The organism is Bacillus cereus (assembly GCF_002564555.1).
In the GTDB taxonomy this organism is placed as follows: domain Bacteria; phylum Bacillota; class Bacilli; order Bacillales; family Bacillaceae_G; genus Bacillus_A; species Bacillus_A cereus_K.
On the sequence record NZ_NUVD01000005.1, the window covers coordinates 23149 to 39572 of the forward strand.

Consider the following 16424-nt stretch of genomic DNA (forward strand, 5'->3'; position numbering starts at 1 on the left):
TATACCGTTATGTTCATGTAAAGGGAAATATAGCTCCATACTTTATTCACAATAAAAAAAAGAAGACATCCATTAAGATGTCCTCCTTTTCAAACTTAAAATTCCAAACTCTCACCATTCGTCTCAATTACTTCTTTATACCAATCGAAGCTTTTCTTCTTCGATCTGTTTAATGAACCTTTTCCTTCATTATCTTTATCCACGTATATATATCCGTAACGTTTCTTCATTTCTCCTGTAGAAGCACTTACAAGGTCAATTGGGCCCCAGCTTGTATATCCGATAATATCTACTCCATCTTGGATTGCTTCTGACATTTCCGTCATATGTTTTTGTAAGTAATCAATACGGTATTCGTCGTTCACTTCGTCTTCAGCATTTAATTGGTCAATTGCACCAAGACCATTTTCAACGACAAATAAAGGTTTTTGGTAACGATCGTAAAGTTGATTCGCTGTAATACGGAAGCCCTTCGGATCAATCGTCCATCCCCACTCTGATTTTTCAAGATATGGGTTTTCAACAGAACCAAATACATTTCCGCTCGTTATACCTTTTAACACTTCTGGATCGGTGCTTGTTGCTCGGCTTGCATAATAGCTAAAGCCAATATAATCAACTGTATGCTCTTTTAAAATTTCCTCGTCTTCTTTTTCCATTTCAATTGTTAAATTGTTATCTTTAAAGAAGCGTTTCGCATATCCAGGATATTCTCCTCTTGCTTGTACATCAATGAAGAAGAATGATTCACGGTCTTGTTCCATCGCACGAAGAACGTCGTCTGGATTACATGTATATGCATACGTTGCACCAGCGGCAAGCATACAACCGATTTTTGCACCCGGGATGATTTCATGACACGCTTTCACAGCTAAAGCACTTGCGACAAGCTGGTGATGTGCTGCTTGATACTGCGTTTGTTTTTTATTCTCACCCTCTTTAAATGCTAGCCCTGCTCCCATAAAAGGTAAATGTAACAGCATATTAATTTCATTAAACGTCATCCAATATTTCACTTTATCTTTATATCTATTAAAAATCGTTTTTGCATACGTCTCAAAGAAGTTTACAAGCTTTCTACTTTTCCAGCTTCCATACGTTTCTACTAGATGAACAGGAACATCAAAGTGCGCCATCGTAACGACCGGTTCAATGCCGTGCTTCAACAGTTCATCAAATAGGTTATCATAAAACTGTAACCCTGCTTCATTCGGCTTTTCATCATTACCATTTGGGAAAATACGTGTCCAAGCAATAGATACACGTAACGCTTTAAATCCCATTTCTGCAAACAAAGCAATATCTTCTTTATAACGATGATAAAAATCAATTGCCTCGTGTGATGGATAAAACTCCCCTTCTACCGGTGTAAATGAATGAATATTTCCTTTCATAATATCCCAACGGTTTTCACCAGTTGGTAATAGATCAACCGTCGTTAATCCTTTTCCATCTTCTAAATATGCGCCTTCAACTTGATTGGCCGCAATTGCGCCACCCCATAAAAATCCTTTAGGAAAAATAACTTTAGACATATAGAAAAACTCCTTTATATAAGAATTAACGAGGAAAGGTATTACGATTTTCCAAGAATACCTTTCTTCGTTTGAATCGGTATGAAATGTAACTACTATTTAACTCCTAACTCTAGTAAGGAATCTCCTGCTTGAATCTTTTCCATTTCAGTTTTCTTAATGCTATATTTATCATAATTTGTAACAACAACTGGTGTTGTCACAATATAACCTGCCTTTTGAATTTCAGATATATTAAATTCAATAAGTAATTGCCCTTTTTCTACTCTCGCTCCTTGTTCAATACGAGAAGAGAAAAATTTGCCATCTAGTTTCACAGTATCCATCCCAATATGGATTAAAATTTCAGCACCTGAATCCGCCGTAATTCCTATTGCATGATTCGTCGGGAAAAGCGCAGAAACCGTACCTGAAACTGGTGAAAACAACTTTCCTTCTGAAGGCTCAATCGCAACCCCTTCACCTAACGCACCTGATGCAAATGCAGCATCGTCAATGTTTTGGAGAGGCTTAACTACACCATGAAAAGGACTAAAGACTATTTCATCATCGTTTGATGCAGCTATTTTATCAATTGCTTCAGCTGTTTCTGTAGATGTTTGTTTTTTATTTAAACCAAATAAATAAGTAAGAACAAAACCTAGTATTAAGGAAACAACCATCGCAATAATTGCGCCCCAAAATCCAGCTGTAATACCATCTTTAGGACTAATAAATGTTGGAAGCGCAAATATCCCAAGACCACCTGTCATATAAGCTTGCGTACCGAATACGCCAAGTATTCCGCCGCCAATTCCTCCAGCAATACAACTCATAATAAACGGCTTTTTAAGAGGAAGTGTAATACCATAAATCGCTGGTTCTGTAACTCCGAAAATACCCGAAATAAAAGCTGGAATACTAAGTGTTTTTAATTTTTGCTGTTTCGTTTGCATCCAAACCCCTAGAACAGCACCAATTTGAGCGAATGAAGCAGCAAATGTAAGCGCTAGTATCGGATCGATACCGTTCACTGCTAAATTATTAAACCCAATCGGAATAATTCCCCAATGAAGACCGAAAATAACAAGCACTTGCCAGAAAGCTCCGATTAAAACGCCTGCTACTAACGGGCTTAAATTGTAAATCCAAAGTGTAGCCTGTCCTAAAAATTGTCCTGCCCACGTCGCAATTGGGCCAATCACAAGAAATGTGACTGGTACAACGATAAGTAATGTGCAAAATGGTACTACGAATGTTTTAACAACATCTGGAATTACTTTCTTTAACGTTCTTTCTACTTTCGATCCAAAATAAGTAGCGAGAATAATTGGAATAACAGATGATGCATAATTCATTAAAATAACCGGTATTCCTAAAAACGTAATATGAATTGGCGATTCAAACATCGTTCCAGCAAATAGCGTATATAATGGCTCACTTGCTGTTAAACCTGATAAAGCTGGATAAACTAAAGCTCCCCCAATTGCCATACCAATGAACGGCGATCCTCCAAATTTCTTACTTGCTGTATATCCTAGGAAGATTGGGAAGAAATAAAATAACGAATCCCCAACCGCATTTAATATTTGATACGTTCCTGACTGAGTACTTAACCAACCTAATGCTACAAATAGTGCATTAAAACCTTTAATCATCCCCGTTGCAGCCAGTACTCCTAAAATAGGAGTAAAAATACTAGAAAGAATATCTATGAGACTGCTCTTTTTCTTCTCATTCGTAGTTTCTTCCTCTGTTTCTTGAAATCCCCCGGCAACAATAACCGCTTTATACACATCGGATACATGGTTACCAATAACAACTTGATACTGTCCACCGCTTTTCATAACAGTCACAACATCTTCCATATTTTTCAGTATTTCCGTATTTGCTTTCCCCTCATCTTTTAACTGAAATCGTAAACGAGTTATACAATGTACGACGCTATTTATATTTTCTCTTCCGCCAACATGTTTCAGTATGTCTTTTGCCAACTTTTCATACTTCATAGTAGTTCTTCCTCCTTACAATCATCCCATTTATCATTTTTATAAAGAAAAAACCTAAACTAACCATAACAGCGTGATACATACGAATCACTCCATTAAAAGTCAATTTAGGTTTTGCCTGCCAAACAGTAACAATCCCGTTTATTCAATTACATAATTCATTGCGTTTCGTTACACGATGAATGTGCAACGTTAAATACACTTTTTCATCTTTTGAAAGATGATTATTATGTGCTTTTCGTAAGTATGCCTCAATTTTCTCTGTACAACAATATGCTTCATGATACTTACTTTTCACTTGCTCGTATAAAAAATCATCCTCTGCCGAATGCAATTCCTTCTGCATTAAACGCTGGGCAAAGTATCGTAAATGCGTTACGAACCGACTATAGTTAAATGAATTTTCATCTAAGTTCATTTTATAGTGGTACTTTACAACATTTAAAATATCTTGGACGATTTTCGTCATCGCCACCGTTTGCTGCATCGCCGGCTCTCCTTGCTGCGCATTAACGAAATGTAGTGCAATTGACCCTGCTTCATCTTCAGAAAGTCTAAACCCAGTCTCTTCTCCAATAATGTTCAAAGCTTGTAGACCAATTTCAAACTCTTTCTGATAGAACCTCTTAATCTCCCAAAGCAAAGTATTTTTAAGATCCATTCCTTCTTTATGCCGAGTTAAGGCGAAACTTAAGTGATCCGTTAATGTAAGATAAATATAATCACTTAAAGTCCCCGGCAAAACTGTCTTAGCAAACTGAATAATTCTCTCTGTAATTTCTAAATTCTGTACAGGAATTTCAGTTAGCAACCTAGCCAGTTTCTCTGATAATTCTCTTGTTTCTAGCACAAAGGTTTTTTCTACCTTAGATTCATCAATCGCATCGCCAACTTTTTTCTGAAACCCCAAACCTCTGCCCATAAGTACAACTTCTGTCTCATTATCCTTCATCGTACAAACAACATTGTTATTTAAGATTTTATGGATTCTCATATTGTTCCGCCTTCTTTTTCTACTAATATTACAAAAGGGTAATAAAAAAACCTAAACTGATTCCAAAAGCCACACTACACCCGTAGCCTTCAGATCAATTTAGGTTTTGCCTGCCGAACAGTAACAATCCTTTTAATTATTAACTTAACTTTATTATACACAATAAGTAAACGTTTACAATGATAAATTATTGAACATTTTTTTACAAGGAAAAACAAAGGCATAATAATTTTCCAGTTCTGTTTCAAACTCCATATAGACCCATTATTATTTAGAATATTACAATTAAATCGCCCTACATAATTACTCCTAGCCAGACTGAGAAACTAGCGTCTTATTAAACAATGCGCATAACTCAAATTTTTAGCCCTTCTTCAAATTCCATATAGACCCATTATTGGTTAAAATGTTATAATGAAATCACCCTACATAGTTCCTCATATCCGGACTGAGGAACTAGCGTCTTATTAAGTAATGCGCATAACTCAAATAAAAAAGACACTTTTTACAGTGTCTTTTTTATTTATATTCTATTCTTAGGAATTTTCTCTTTTACACACAAAATCTATTACATGACAAAGGAGACTATCAAATGGAAAATACCACCACTAGAGAACTACGTAACATACGTATATGCCTTATCATCTTGATCATTGTCATTGCATTTTGGGACCGTGAAAGAGTTGTGGAAATTAATGATCATGGTAGCAATTCTACCCCAAACATCAGCAACATGACCCAAATTGGCGATAATACATTTGCAGACAAAGATAACTCTGGTCAAATTAAGATATTTAAGTTTAACCCTGATACAAACGACATATCACTCATTAAAGAGTTTAATGCAGAAGAATATTACTCGGATACAGCTAACTGAAGTAATATGAAACACAAAAGTATAATGATCAAAGCCTTTAGCCATAATTACGACTAAGGGCTTTTTTGTATGTAAATAAATAAAAAGGAGCTAACTTTATGGAGCATAATAAAAATGGAATGCTTGCTTTAATCGTTTTGTTTTTAGGATTAGTGTTTTTTGTTAGTGGCATGGTTTATCATTTATGGGGATCCGTTTAAAAATAAATTCAGATTATACAAGTAAAAGAAGACATCTTAATGGATGCCTTCTTTTCTTATACTCTTATGAATTCTTTTGAGTAGATGCTCTCCAATCACGAAAAGATGTTGGGCGTCCAGAATAAGCTCTTTGCTTTGTAGTAGGTGGTTTTTCTTCGAGAGTAGCTGATTTCTTTTCCAGAATAGGTGGTTTTTCTTCAAGAATACTTAAAGCTGTTTGCATTTTCTCCATTTGTTCTCGCAAAGCTTGCTGTTCAATCTTTAAATCCGTAAGTAAACGTAAAATCATTTCAGAATTAGCCATAAAGATCCTCCTTCCCCCAATACACAGAATAAAATACAATATGTAATCGTTGAAATAGCGGTGACAAAAATAAGGTCGTCTATTCTTTTAAAATCCCAAGTACCTTTATTTTTCAAAAGGACCTGCTCCATTCATCCTTAAAAACATAAATTGAATTAAATCCATTAATAAATGGACTTTATGGAAGGAGGAGTTAATATGGGCTATGGCGGAAGTTGTGGTGGAGGCTGTGGTTTCGGCGGCGGATTTGCCTTACTTGTTGTGCTCTTTATTTTACTAATCATCGTTGGAGCTAGCTGTTGGGGCGGCGGAATCGGCTGCTAAGTAGAGGCACTCTTGAGAGTGTCTTTTTTTTGTGTTTTTGGATGTACAGCTCATATTCCTATTGATTTCCGTCCATTCTTCTGTAGAAGGTGGAACAGACGGATAAGAATCTTAGTTATTTCTTTCGTGTTTCTTCACACTTGGGTATAGTTAATAACCTTAAGTTGATGGCCATGTGACCCCAAAAAGAAATACCGTATTGCAGAGTAAAAGCATTGTACTTTTTAGTGAAGTGAAATTCAGTTTTATTTCTATAACTCTCCATATTTCCACTCCTTATTATGAATATTTAATCCTTCTTGACCAAAGAAATGGAGAATAAATTCTTTTTCATCACTATCCGTTTTTTTAGCTAGTTTAGATCTATCCACACTTTGCTCTTTTCCAAGACGCAAAGAAAGAATTTCTCTATAGTCTTCAACTGCGGATTCGAAATTTCCATCGTACCATTTGTTCAGAATAGCTTCATATTTTTGTCTTTCATCATTATGGATAACATTTAAGTTGTTTTTTAAGTATTGAATGTTTTCTTTTGTCATTTGAAATCGACCTATCTCACGGGTACCAGGAGCATGAAGATTATTCCCATTGAATGTGAGTTTTTGGAGAGACATATGTATCATCATGTCATTTATAATTTGCTCGTTTTTGATTTCTCCAATCGACTGTGCTGCTTTAGATAAATCATCTTCACTTACTACATAACTATCTTTTTGTTGCTTTTGAATGGATTGAACTTTCGGTTTTTCCTGAACTTTTTCCTCTTGTTTAGGTTTCGATTCAGTTGCAGTCTTCTCATTTGAGCTACAAGCAGCCATACTCATAAGTAATGTACCGCATGTTAACACCGTAAGTAACTTTCGTTTCATTTTCTTCCCTCCGATCTGTATTAATTATTTTAAATAGTTCTTTTTTAAATGTAAGATTTCTCATCTCATAGTAGCAAATGATTTATTTGTATATTGTTACATTTTGTCGAATGGTAAAAAGAAAAGACACCATAAGGCGCCTTTCTCCGACTTGAACCACTTTAATTTTAATAATATGTATTGGACTCCCATCCAAATATTATTTTACCACGTTAAGTTATTTTATTGCTTGCTACACATATTTACTTTTTCTTGATACTTGACAATACTTTCTTTTATAGCTGGATTCTGTTCGGCATTTTTTAATTGTTCAAGAACATTTTTCGCGTCGTCACAACTCATTTTTTCTCGTTCTTTATCCTCAAATGATTGTGCTCTCCTTTTCGCATACTCTAAACCTTCTCGTTCCTCACGTTCTTCTTTTTCCTTACGTTCTTTTTCATGCTTTCTTATCTGTTCTTCTTGGTATTTTTCCCATTCGGGGCCTACTTCTTTATTTGCTGCTTCAATACTTTCTTTATTTAACTCTTCTACTCTCTTCATTTCCTCGGTCACATCGTTTCCGTTAACGTCATAGATTCTTGTTTCTTTTACTGTACGTTGCTTTTTCGCTTCTTGTTGTTTACGGACTTGTTCCTGCTCTTGACGTTGTTGTTCTTCTTGCTTGGCTTTTTCTTCAGCCTGCCGTTGTGCTTCGGCCTCTTGACGTTGCTGTTCTTCTTGTTTAGCTTTCTCTTCTTCCGCTTGTCGTTGCGCCTCCGCTTCTTGACGCTGTTGTTCTTCTTGTTTAGCTTTTTCTTCAGCCTTCTGATCCTTATTCGCTTCTTTTTGTGATTTTTCTTCAGCTTTAGAGTCATTAGAAGTACTTGCTGCTTTGTTAGTTGAGCATGCTGCTAATCCCATACTTAAAACGCAACTTGTGAGTGCGATTAATAATTTATTGTTCATAATATGTATCCTCCAGCGTCTAAAATGTAAGATTTCTCAACTCATAGTAGCAAACAAGTTATTTGTATATTGTCATATTGTGTCGAAAGGTAATAAAAAAGACACCATAAGGCGCCTTCCCCCGACTAGATCGGAGTACCGCCAGCATTTCGGAACCCAGCCAAGCTAGAAAAAATACAATGAGCTTCCCATATGGGGAGCTCATTTACATAATTATCGAAAGAGGCAGTAAATATCTTTCGTTTATTTAAACATATCTTGATTCTAATATCTTGTACAAATCATCAACGAACTGTTTAATCTCGTTTAAAGAAAACTGTAGGAACTGTACTACACTTCTTTTAGTACCTTTGAATACATATTGTCCTTCTTCATACTGAACTATTTCCCCAAGAAGACGAGGATTTATATTACCTCGTATCTGACCGTTTTCAACTGAAAAAGTTCCCGTTGGCACACCATTGATAACACAGTCCTGAAAAAGAACACTCGCACCCTGACCAATTTTTGCTGCACTTCCAATTTGTGTATACATGGTACTCTGTCTTTCATTCTCTGACAAATCATCATGCTTGTTATAATTGGTTTCCCTACACATGTATGTAAGGAATTCCTTTTCTTTATCTCTTTTATAATCTTGAAGACCTTCAACTAGACTGTATACTTGTGCATTACTACTCATTAATCCTGGTAAACTTCTTGAAACACTGCTTCTAAATATCTTTGTTGTTGATCCATAAGGAAAATAAACATTGTTGTCTCTACTTTTTAATTTGCGAATTCTTTCCTGTTCAGGCACTACCAACTCAAAAATATCTTGTGCAGTATATTCTAGTATGCTTCTGCAATGTTCTAAGAAGGTTTTAACTTTAGGTACTGCAACTTCTATATTTTCAGGATTTTCAAAGGTTTTACGGAATTTATCGTCTATTTGACCTAATAATTCCTCACATTCTTCAATGAGTAATGTACAACTTTTTTTTCTCACCTTTAATAACCCCCTATGTACATATTTTGTTCTGAAAAGAGGTGTTAACGGCTCTTACCATTTGTTTTTTTATTAGGTAAAGCCTCTTTATGTTGGCTCTAAATGCAATGACAATTCATGTTAAACAAATAAGATAATCCGAACGTATTCGCTTTTTCATACTACACGAACTCCTCTTTTCCTTATTATACCATCTAGAAGAAACGATTTGTTATAAAAAATGGATGTATATTCCATACATGCTCGGTTAACATAACGTATCATTATCAGTAGTAAACAAATCTCAGAAAGTCATTCATATCAATAGTTTCCTGGCTTTCAGTTCCCTTCTTTGTATGCAAGGTTTCATACATTCCTGTTGCAACAGGATTTGGGAGCTCAAATCGTTCTTGTAGTCTGCATGAGATCCTGCATATTCTTAGCGGATAAAATCTACGTTTTGCCGTCAGTACCCCATGCCCATAATATCAAAAACAGTCTTCTTCTCATATCGATGAGATTTTCTTCCGTTCTTCTGTAGGAGGTGGAACAGGCTGATTAGGATCTTTGTTATTTCTTGGATGTTTTGTTGTATGGCTTGATACAAACTCGATAAGTGATCTTGAATCATTCCAATTGCTTTATATTCACTTAATTATGGCAATGAGTTTTCCATAAACATGGCATTCTAATCGCTCTTGTTTAATATGTTGCCAATGATGAATTTGAAATAAGGATTTCCAAGTTTTAAAAATGATTTCAATTTGCCAGCGGAGAGAGTAAAAATTATGGATTTGTTCCATCGGAGCAATCTCCCAAGGTGTATTGGTAACATATAGGTTCATGCCAGCTAATCGTTTGCTTTTTTCCTAATATGTAATCCCTTTTTTACTTTCTGTGTACACTTGTTTTTTCATACGCTCACGAAGTTGTTTTTCTGTTAATCGATACATAATCACCCGAGTAAATAGTTTTTTATCCTTTCCAATATAAGCTTCTTTTATTTCATAGGACTGTCCTGGTTTTAAGGTATCCATGATGTGCTCTAAATCAACTTTGATGTACTGAGATTGTTTTTTTATTGTTCCGTTTCGAAAGTATTCAGGAAATTCATTTTTGACATATACCCTGAAAATTTACGTTTTCGTTTTACAAAACCTAGCTCTCTAGCGAGATTTCCCAAAAATGAAGGGGTAAGATGTTCATATAATTCTTCAGCAAACAATTGTAATTCGTCAGAAATTGATAGATACATACAAAAACGCCATCCTTTCCTATGATTCTACAGAAAGAATAGCGTATTTTTTGGTTCTGGTGCAAAGGTAGTGGAAAAGAAAATATAACATATATATTTCTAGCATAATGGTAGGATAATCCTGGTTCCTCATCATTTCTACTAAATCACGAAAAATTAAGTTATACCGTACCAACGTACAGTTAACAAAATAATATCTTGCTGATAATGCTTCCATTTGAACAAATTTTCCTTTTCCATACCGATCACACATCTTTTGTAGAGTAATAGTATCAGCATATCCCAGTTTAAGAGGTTACTTACAAAATATTTAGAATTTTTTTGCGAGAATCCTCCGAAATGTAATACGGACTTTAAATATTTTCATTTATAATTCTCTATTTGTCTATACTTTTCATATCGCTGTTGTATAAGCTCTTCCGAGGATAATAGTATCAATTTTTTTAGAGATGATTCGATTACAGATTCAATCATTTTTGCCTGTGATTTTATATCATTTTGTGCTCCACCTTTAATTTCAGGAATGATTTCATCAATAATTCCTAAATGTTTTAAATCTTTTGCTGAAATTTTCATATGTTCAGCAGCTTCTGGAGCATACTTAGCGTCCTTCCATAGGATAGATGCTGCTCCTTCTGGCGAAATTACCGAGTACCATGAATACTCTAACATATGGATATGGTTACCGACACTAATGCCAAGAGCTCCACCACTTGATGCCTCTCCAATTACAATACAAACAATTGGCACTTTAAGTGTAGCCATTTCAAATAGATTTCGAGCTATCGCTTCAGAAATTCCACGTTCTTCAGACCCTTTCCCTGGATAGGCGCCTATTGTATCAATAAATGTAATAATAGGGCGATTAAATTTATCAGCTTGTTTCATAAGTCTTAGCGCTTTTCTATAACCTTCTGGATGTGCCATTCCAAAATTTCTTTCTATATTTTCCTTTGTATTTCTACCTCTTTGATGACCAATAACCGTAACGGGCATCCCTTTAAATTTTGCAATACCACCTATCATTGCTTTATCATCACCATATAATCGATCACCATGAAGTTCGAGAAAGTTTGTAAACAATAAAGGTATATAGTCCAATGTCGTGGGCCGGTTACGTAGCCTTGCAATTTGAACTCGTTGAAAAGGTGTAATATTAGAATAAATTTTATCTTGCATTTTATTTAAACGTTTTTCTAATTCATGAATTTCTGACGATAAATCCACATTATTTTCTTCCATAATTTTCTTTAATTCATCAAATTTCTCTTTTAATTCAATAATAGGACGTTCAAAATGCAAACTCATTTTATCCTCCAAATGTTATGATTTACCTCACTCTAATCAAAAGGCTTAGAAATAGAATCAATAAATAATTCAAAACCATCCACAACTATTTTTTGTTCTGATTCTGATAAATTATTGAGAATACTTTGATAAAATGTAATGGATTGCTCTCTTAAGCAATTAACTGTTATGTGACCTTTTTCTGTGAGGTGCAGAAAAAGTTCTCTTCTATTTTTTTCATTTACTTCACGATAAACAAGCCCCTTTTTTACTAACTTATCTACCAATCTACTTACAGTTGAAGTCTCTAATCTAAGTTTATTGGATAGTTGCCAAACAGTTAATTTTTCCACCTCTAGTTCCTCTAACGCCATCATTTGAGAAGTTGGTAAAGGTTTTTCAAATGGTCCATTGGGCAAATTTTGAGATTCAAAAACCCCAGTTATTATAATCATTTTCTTAATATCTGTTCTTAGTTTTAAGGCATCTTCTCTTTTCAAAAAGGTCACCCTCCTACAACTATTGTATCATACATCAATTGTATTATACATGAATATGATTTTTTCACAAGCTTAACGTAAGCCAATATTACAACATGGACGAGATATTTCTTCTTGTTAAAATGGTATAAGTGGATTGTTTTCTACAAATGGCAGAACATCAATTATGTATCAGGGGCCTTTATGGGGTACCGCTCATCGCAATCAAGCTAAGAAAATAAAACTACCCCAAAAACGAAATTTTGTGATAACTTGTAACGAAAAACTCATATTTTTTGGGGGGAATTCTAAATTCTTAAGTTGATGGGCATGCGTCAGTACCCCATAAAGAAAAGACACCATAAGGCGCCTTCCTCTTGCTTGAAAATCACCTCTATGTATTGAAGAAATTTAGAAAAGGTAAGCTTCTCACTATAATCTATAGATGTTTATTATTCTCCAACATACTGAAGATCCCCTGATTTACTTAATGCGGCTGTTACTTCATCACCGAAAGTATTTAGAGAGAATGTTTGCTCGTCTAACGAATCCATTTTTGTAGCTTCCCCTATCTTGCCGTCTTGAAGTTCCCAGAAATAGTTATGTTCTTCTACGATTTTACTAAAATCCCTATTTACCCATCTTTCAGTGATTGCTAATAGTTCTTCTTTATTCTTAAAATCATTTTCATTTAGAATGTTTCTTACTTTCTCTGCATTCTTTTTAGACATAGGAGTTGCGCCCCGTCCGTCATTCGCTTTTACCTTTTGATGAGTCATGCTATGCATAGCTGAAATAACTTCTTCTTCAGTAGAACTTTTAGTGATATGAAGCTGTGCATTGGAACCTTTAATTTCTGCTTCATTCGATGGTGGTTCTTCTTTATCAGATTCTGCAAAAGCATGCTCCTCACCACCTATTGGTACTTCAGCAAACTGTAACATCCCATAAGTCATACCAGCTGCAAGCACTATTATCCCTATAATAGATCCTAGCCAATACGTTATCTTCTTGTCCATACTCACTTCCCCTATCTTTATTCAAATATCTTACATAAAGAATATCATATGTAATTCTCCTTTTTATGGATATGTGATTTTTTATTTAGAAGTAATCACCGCATTAAGCGCGTGATGATTTCTAAATGAACGAAAAGTTAGCAAGAATGGAAAAAACAACTCCGTTTGAAATCTTAGGCTTAATAGAGATATCAACGGAGCAACTTCCAGTGGCTTCATAAAATATGAACCCAGAGAATTTCTATTTGAATATATCAAAATACAGGATTTCACTCGAATATTGGAAAAAGTGTTATTGTGAGTTTCTCTCTCGAAAATCACAATTTTTAAAATTGACATAGCATTTCATGCACCGTATACTGTTAACAACAGTATGCTGTCATTAACAGTAACGTAATCCATTCTAGGAGGTCTATTTATGAAACATACAGGAAGACATACAGGGGCATTTCTTTTATTATTTCTAGCCGAGGGGGATAACTATGGTGGGCAATTATTGCAAAAGTGTGAAGAAGAACTTCCAGTCAACCCAATCGATAGTGCCATCCTATACCGCACACTAAAAAAATTAGAAAACGAAGGTGCAATTGAATCCTATGTAAGTACAGTCGATCAAGACAAACCGAGAAAGATGTACAAAATTACCCCTGCCGGAAAGGAACAATTAGCAGATTTTCAAATAGATATTGAAGAAAAAATGAAGAACTTATCCTTTTTCCTAGGCAAATATAAAGACTTAACGGAATCCGATCATGATTAACGGTGTTATCCTTTACACGTTAGCCATTATTCTTACGGGAATTTCTTTTATGAAGGATCGTAATAAAACGAAAGACGCTCTATTGAAGTCATGGAAAATGTTTCGAAATCTTCTACCTGCCATGCTTTCCATCATGCTCTTCGTTGGTTTATCGCTCTCAATCTTAACGCCGGCCTTCATCTCTTCCATCATTGGAGAACAATCTGGATTCTTAGGTGTTATTTATTCTGCAATCCTCGGTTCTGTGGCACTCATCCCAAGCTTTGTTGTGTTCCCTCTTGGAAATACATTAATTCAACATGGTGCAGGCCTTCCTCAAGTGGCGGCACTTATGTCTACACTCATGGCAGTAGGAATTACAACGATGCCGATGGAGCAAAAAATGTTCGGACGAAGTTTCGCTTATGCTCGTAATGCATCTGCGTTACTCATGTCTCTCCTATTCTCCTATATCATTTGGGTGGTGATGGTATGAACGAATTAAAAAGATATCGCTTCTTTTTCATTTTACTAATTGGACTTATCGTACTAACTTTTATAAACCAATCTTTAGGATGGAGCGCATTACAATTAACAGGTAATAGTATTTTAGATATGCTGTTTCTCCTCCCTCCTGTCCTAGTATTTGTAGGATTACTTGATCAATGGGTGCAGAAAGAAACGTTAATGAAATATATGGGAGAAAAATCGGGCATCTATGGTATCTTATTCTCTCTATTATTAGGTGGCATTGCAGCTGGTCCTCTCTACGTCGCCTTTCCCATCGCCGCATTACTTTTGAAAAAAGGTGCGAGCGTTAGATACATCGTATTTTTCTTAGGCGTTTGGACAACTGCGAAATTGCCGATTATCGTATATGAATTTTCTTCATTTGGACCGACGTTTACACTGATTCATATTGGCTTCGGTCTAGTATTCTTCTATGTAATGGGCATTATTTTCGAGAGGTTTTACGATCAGGGAGAGTTGCTGCGGTATGATGTTACAAAAGAAATGTAAAAAGACATTTTCCCCAACCAAAAAAGCCCATATGAAAATGGGCTTTTTACACACTATTTATTCTCTTTTAACTTCTCTAACTCTCGCTGTACTTCTTCTTGCAAATTTTGATCTAGCGCTTCTTGCTGCTTAGGAGACTTCAAATTGTAAAAATAGTTACTAGCAGCTGTTTCGGCTTCTAACTTTTGCACATACGATTCGATGCGCGCAAAACCTTTCGTTGTACTTTCTGTATGGAACGAATCAATCGCTCTGTTGCTTTCTTTTATCGCTTGCGCCGCATTTAACCGCGAAACAAGAACTAGTTCTTTATACTGCAACTCTCCATATTTCTTTTGCAATTTATCAATTTGTTCATAAAGCGTCGCTGTTTGCGCTTTTGTTATTTCGTACTGCTGGCGATATAGTTCCGCTTTTTTCTCACTCACAATTTTTTCTTGCAAGGCTAACTGCGCCATATGATCTTCTTCTCGTGATACAGCAAGCTCAGCTTGGCGAGTTCTCTTCGCAATAAGAGCATCCGTTTCTGAAATTAATGCTTCATATTTCTGTTCTAAATAATATTGGTGAGAAAGTGCTTTTTCAGCCTTCGTAATTTGCTGTTCTGTTTCGCGAAGATATTGCTTTAACATACTAACAGGATTTTCTATCTTATCTAACGTTTGATGCACATCCGCCACTACAATATTTTTAATACGTTTTAAAATACCCATTATTATTTCTCCTCCTTACGAATATTACGTTCCCATTGATCTAAAATATCTACTTGTTTTTGCACTTGAAAATCGCTGTATACATCTATATCGGTTGCCATTCTTTTCTCTTTAAACTTTTTATATACCCAAACGATCATTGCCACAAATGCAAGAATCGGAAGGGCTGGTAACACTCCAACAACAAGGAGCAATATGCCTGTCCACTTTTTAACCATATTCCCTTCAGACTTGCGAAGGATTAACCAACCGAAAAGAACAAATCCAAATGCTAACAGGAATGGTATAAAGAATAAGCCTTCAAACTCTTTTTCATGATGCTGATCTCGCTCAAAGCTATGAAACTTTTCTTTTTGCGTGACGAAAGCCTCTCTTTCTTTATCATGAGAAACAGTATACTCCGCTTGCTTATGCTTCTCGTGGTCCCACCTGTCAAACTTCATACTATGTAATCCAAACAATAGTAACGCCAGAAGTAACGGAAGGATCACAATCCATTTTAACCAACGCAATTTTTTACGTTTATTCTTTTTCATCTGTTCACCACCATCTATCATTCATTTTGGTAAAAGTATAAAATGTATTACCTCCCTTTATCTTTGATACATTGAGTGTAAAACTTGGACGTGAGAAGAGAATGAAAGAAACATGATGAATATATGAGAACTATATAAGAAATTTCTCATAATCATTTCAAAACGAAAGAACCCCATCTCTCCATATAAAATAGAGAAATTGGGCTCTTGGTTCATTATTTCTATTCACTTTAGAAACTCACATACCACCCTTCTTCAAATCCGAACTTTCAATAATTGAATGAAGAAAAAACCGTCGATAAATTTTTGTTCCAAATATTCAGAATTAATATTAAAATAAACAATGGAGAGTGGGTATCAGATTACAAAT

At 35.2% G+C, this 16424-nt stretch carries 17 protein-coding genes and 2 pseudogenes; 5 read left to right on the top strand and 14 right to left on the bottom strand.

Going from position 1 to position 16424, the window contains the following annotated elements; translation table 11 throughout:
• Positions 1 to 95: 95 nt before the first annotated feature.
• The 3 genes from COI75_RS01685 to licT all read right to left on the bottom strand — a co-directional run bounded on the left by COI75_RS01685 (position 96) and on the right by licT (position 4517).
• Positions 96 to 1535 (bottom strand): 6-phospho-beta-glucosidase, encoded by a 1440-nt coding sequence (locus tag COI75_RS01685; RefSeq protein ID WP_000048726.1) that lies wholly within the window; start codon positions 1533 to 1535, stop codon positions 96 to 98.
• Positions 1536 to 1630: 95 nt separating this feature from the next.
• A complete protein-coding gene (locus COI75_RS01690; RefSeq protein ID WP_098448183.1) occupies positions 1631 to 3523 on the bottom strand; it encodes a beta-glucoside-specific PTS transporter subunit IIABC in 1893 nt (630 codons plus the stop codon).
• A gap of 145 nt (positions 3524 to 3668) precedes the next feature.
• Positions 3669 to 4517 carry a BglG family transcription antiterminator LicT gene (gene licT, locus COI75_RS01695; RefSeq protein ID WP_098448184.1) on the bottom strand — a complete coding sequence of 283 codons (849 nt, stop codon included), beginning with the start codon at positions 4515 to 4517 and terminating at the stop codon, positions 3669 to 3671.
• 592 nt (positions 4518 to 5109) lie between these two features.
• Here licT and COI75_RS01700 point away from each other — a divergent pair.
• Positions 5110 to 5394 carry a YmzC family protein gene (locus tag COI75_RS01700; protein ID WP_000432337.1) on the top strand — a complete coding sequence of 95 codons (285 nt, stop codon included), beginning with the start codon at positions 5110 to 5112 and terminating at the stop codon, positions 5392 to 5394.
• Positions 5395 to 5658: 264 nt separating this feature from the next.
• On the opposite strand, the gene COI75_RS01710 is transcribed toward COI75_RS01700, so the two are convergent.
• Positions 5659 to 5898 carry a hypothetical protein gene (locus COI75_RS01710; RefSeq protein ID WP_000013688.1) on the bottom strand — a complete coding sequence of 80 codons (240 nt, stop codon included), beginning with the start codon at positions 5896 to 5898 and terminating at the stop codon, positions 5659 to 5661.
• A 198-nt stretch (positions 5899 to 6096) separates the two neighbouring features.
• On the opposite strand from COI75_RS01710, the gene COI75_RS01715 reads away from it, so the two are divergent.
• Positions 6097 to 6222, top strand: a complete 126-nt coding sequence (locus COI75_RS01715) for a YjcZ family sporulation protein (protein ID WP_000540378.1) — start codon at positions 6097 to 6099, stop codon at positions 6220 to 6222.
• A 251-nt stretch (positions 6223 to 6473) separates the two neighbouring features.
• Here COI75_RS01715 and COI75_RS01720 read toward each other — a convergent pair whose 3' ends face one another.
• The 8 genes and pseudogenes from COI75_RS01720 to COI75_RS01755 form a co-directional block, all read right to left on the bottom strand.
• A complete protein-coding gene (locus COI75_RS01720; protein WP_000823779.1) occupies positions 6474 to 7091 on the bottom strand; it encodes a DUF6241 domain-containing protein in 618 nt (205 codons plus the stop codon).
• A 222-nt stretch (positions 7092 to 7313) separates the two neighbouring features.
• Complete coding sequence (locus COI75_RS01725) at positions 7314 to 8039, bottom strand: hypothetical protein (protein ID WP_001060553.1); 726 nt, start codon at positions 8037 to 8039, stop codon at positions 7314 to 7316.
• 247 nt (positions 8040 to 8286) lie between these two features.
• Positions 8287 to 9027, bottom strand: a complete 741-nt coding sequence (locus tag COI75_RS01730) for a hypothetical protein (RefSeq protein ID WP_001227885.1) — start codon at positions 9025 to 9027, stop codon at positions 8287 to 8289.
• Between the two features lie 445 nt (positions 9028 to 9472).
• Positions 9473 to 10133, bottom strand: a pseudogene (locus tag COI75_RS01735) (transposase); the annotation flags it as partial.
• Between the two features lie 249 nt (positions 10134 to 10382).
• Positions 10383 to 10501: pseudogene (locus COI75_RS01740) on the bottom strand (IS6 family transposase); the annotation flags it as partial.
• Between the two features lie 123 nt (positions 10502 to 10624).
• Entirely contained in the window at positions 10625 to 11569 is a 945-nt protein-coding gene (locus COI75_RS01745; protein WP_000052080.1) for an acetyl-CoA carboxylase carboxyltransferase subunit alpha, read from the bottom strand.
• Positions 11570 to 11601: 32 nt separating this feature from the next.
• A complete protein-coding gene (locus COI75_RS01750; protein ID WP_002095873.1) occupies positions 11602 to 12048 on the bottom strand; it encodes a MarR family winged helix-turn-helix transcriptional regulator in 447 nt (148 codons plus the stop codon).
• Between the two features lie 431 nt (positions 12049 to 12479).
• On the bottom strand, positions 12480 to 13046 hold the full coding sequence (locus COI75_RS01755) for a PRK06770 family protein (protein ID WP_098448185.1): 567 nt from the start codon (positions 13044 to 13046) through the stop codon (positions 12480 to 12482).
• A gap of 418 nt (positions 13047 to 13464) precedes the next feature.
• Between COI75_RS01755 and COI75_RS01760 the strand changes: the two genes are divergently transcribed.
• The 3 genes from COI75_RS01760 to COI75_RS01770 are packed head-to-tail and all read left to right on the top strand — an operon-like array spanning position 13465 to position 14805.
• Positions 13465 to 13806, top strand: coding sequence for a PadR family transcriptional regulator (locus COI75_RS01760; protein ID WP_098448186.1), 342 nt, complete (start codon positions 13465 to 13467; stop codon positions 13804 to 13806).
• Positions 13799 to 14281 (top strand): hypothetical protein, encoded by a 483-nt coding sequence (locus COI75_RS01765; protein ID WP_000606989.1) that lies wholly within the window; start codon positions 13799 to 13801, stop codon positions 14279 to 14281. The genes COI75_RS01760 and COI75_RS01765 overlap by 8 nt, the downstream gene beginning before the upstream one ends.
• Positions 14278 to 14805, top strand: coding sequence for a permease (locus COI75_RS01770; RefSeq protein WP_001004192.1), 528 nt, complete (start codon positions 14278 to 14280; stop codon positions 14803 to 14805). The genes COI75_RS01765 and COI75_RS01770 overlap by 4 nt, the downstream gene beginning before the upstream one ends.
• Before the next feature lie 53 nt (positions 14806 to 14858).
• Here the strand turns inward: COI75_RS01770 and COI75_RS01775 are convergent, their stop codons facing one another.
• Both COI75_RS01775 and COI75_RS01780 read right to left on the bottom strand, forming a co-directional pair.
• Positions 14859 to 15518, bottom strand: a complete 660-nt coding sequence (locus COI75_RS01775; protein ID WP_000511935.1) for a PspA/IM30 family protein — start codon at positions 15516 to 15518, stop codon at positions 14859 to 14861.
• A 2-nt stretch (positions 15519 to 15520) separates the two neighbouring features.
• Entirely contained in the window at positions 15521 to 16054 is a 534-nt protein-coding gene (locus COI75_RS01780) for a hypothetical protein (protein ID WP_002097543.1), read from the bottom strand.
• Between the last annotated feature and the right edge of the window lie 370 nt (positions 16055 to 16424).

Coding starts and splice junctions, on each gene's coding strand:
- COI75_RS01720 (WP_000823779.1), bottom strand. CDS start 7,091: ATGAAACGAAAGTTACTTACGGTGTTAACATGCGGTACATTACTTATG.
- COI75_RS01765 (WP_000606989.1), top strand. CDS start 13,799: ATGATTAACGGTGTTATCCTTTACACGTTAGCCATTATTCTTACGGGA.
- COI75_RS01745 (WP_000052080.1), bottom strand. CDS start 11,569: ATGAGTTTGCATTTTGAACGTCCTATTATTGAATTAAAAGAGAAATTT.
- COI75_RS01710 (WP_000013688.1), bottom strand. CDS start 5,898: ATGGCTAATTCTGAAATGATTTTACGTTTACTTACGGATTTAAAGATT.
- COI75_RS01700 (WP_000432337.1), top strand. CDS start 5,110: ATGGAAAATACCACCACTAGAGAACTACGTAACATACGTATATGCCTT.
- COI75_RS01715 (WP_000540378.1), top strand. CDS start 6,097: ATGGGCTATGGCGGAAGTTGTGGTGGAGGCTGTGGTTTCGGCGGCGGA.
- COI75_RS01770 (WP_001004192.1), top strand. CDS start 14,278: ATGAACGAATTAAAAAGATATCGCTTCTTTTTCATTTTACTAATTGGA.
- COI75_RS01780 (WP_002097543.1), bottom strand. CDS start 16,054: ATGAAAAAGAATAAACGTAAAAAATTGCGTTGGTTAAAATGGATTGTG.
- COI75_RS01775 (WP_000511935.1), bottom strand. CDS start 15,518: ATGGGTATTTTAAAACGTATTAAAAATATTGTAGTGGCGGATGTGCAT.
- COI75_RS01685 (WP_000048726.1), bottom strand. CDS start 1,535: ATGTCTAAAGTTATTTTTCCTAAAGGATTTTTATGGGGTGGCGCAATT.
- COI75_RS01755 (WP_098448185.1), bottom strand. CDS start 13,046: ATGGACAAGAAGATAACGTATTGGCTAGGATCTATTATAGGGATAATA.
- COI75_RS01690 (WP_098448183.1), bottom strand. CDS start 3,523: ATGAAGTATGAAAAGTTGGCAAAAGACATACTGAAACATGTTGGCGGA.
- COI75_RS01760 (WP_098448186.1), top strand. CDS start 13,465: ATGAAACATACAGGAAGACATACAGGGGCATTTCTTTTATTATTTCTA.
- COI75_RS01725 (WP_001060553.1), bottom strand. CDS start 8,039: ATGAACAATAAATTATTAATCGCACTCACAAGTTGCGTTTTAAGTATG.
- licT (WP_098448184.1), bottom strand. CDS start 4,517: ATGAGAATCCATAAAATCTTAAATAACAATGTTGTTTGTACGATGAAG.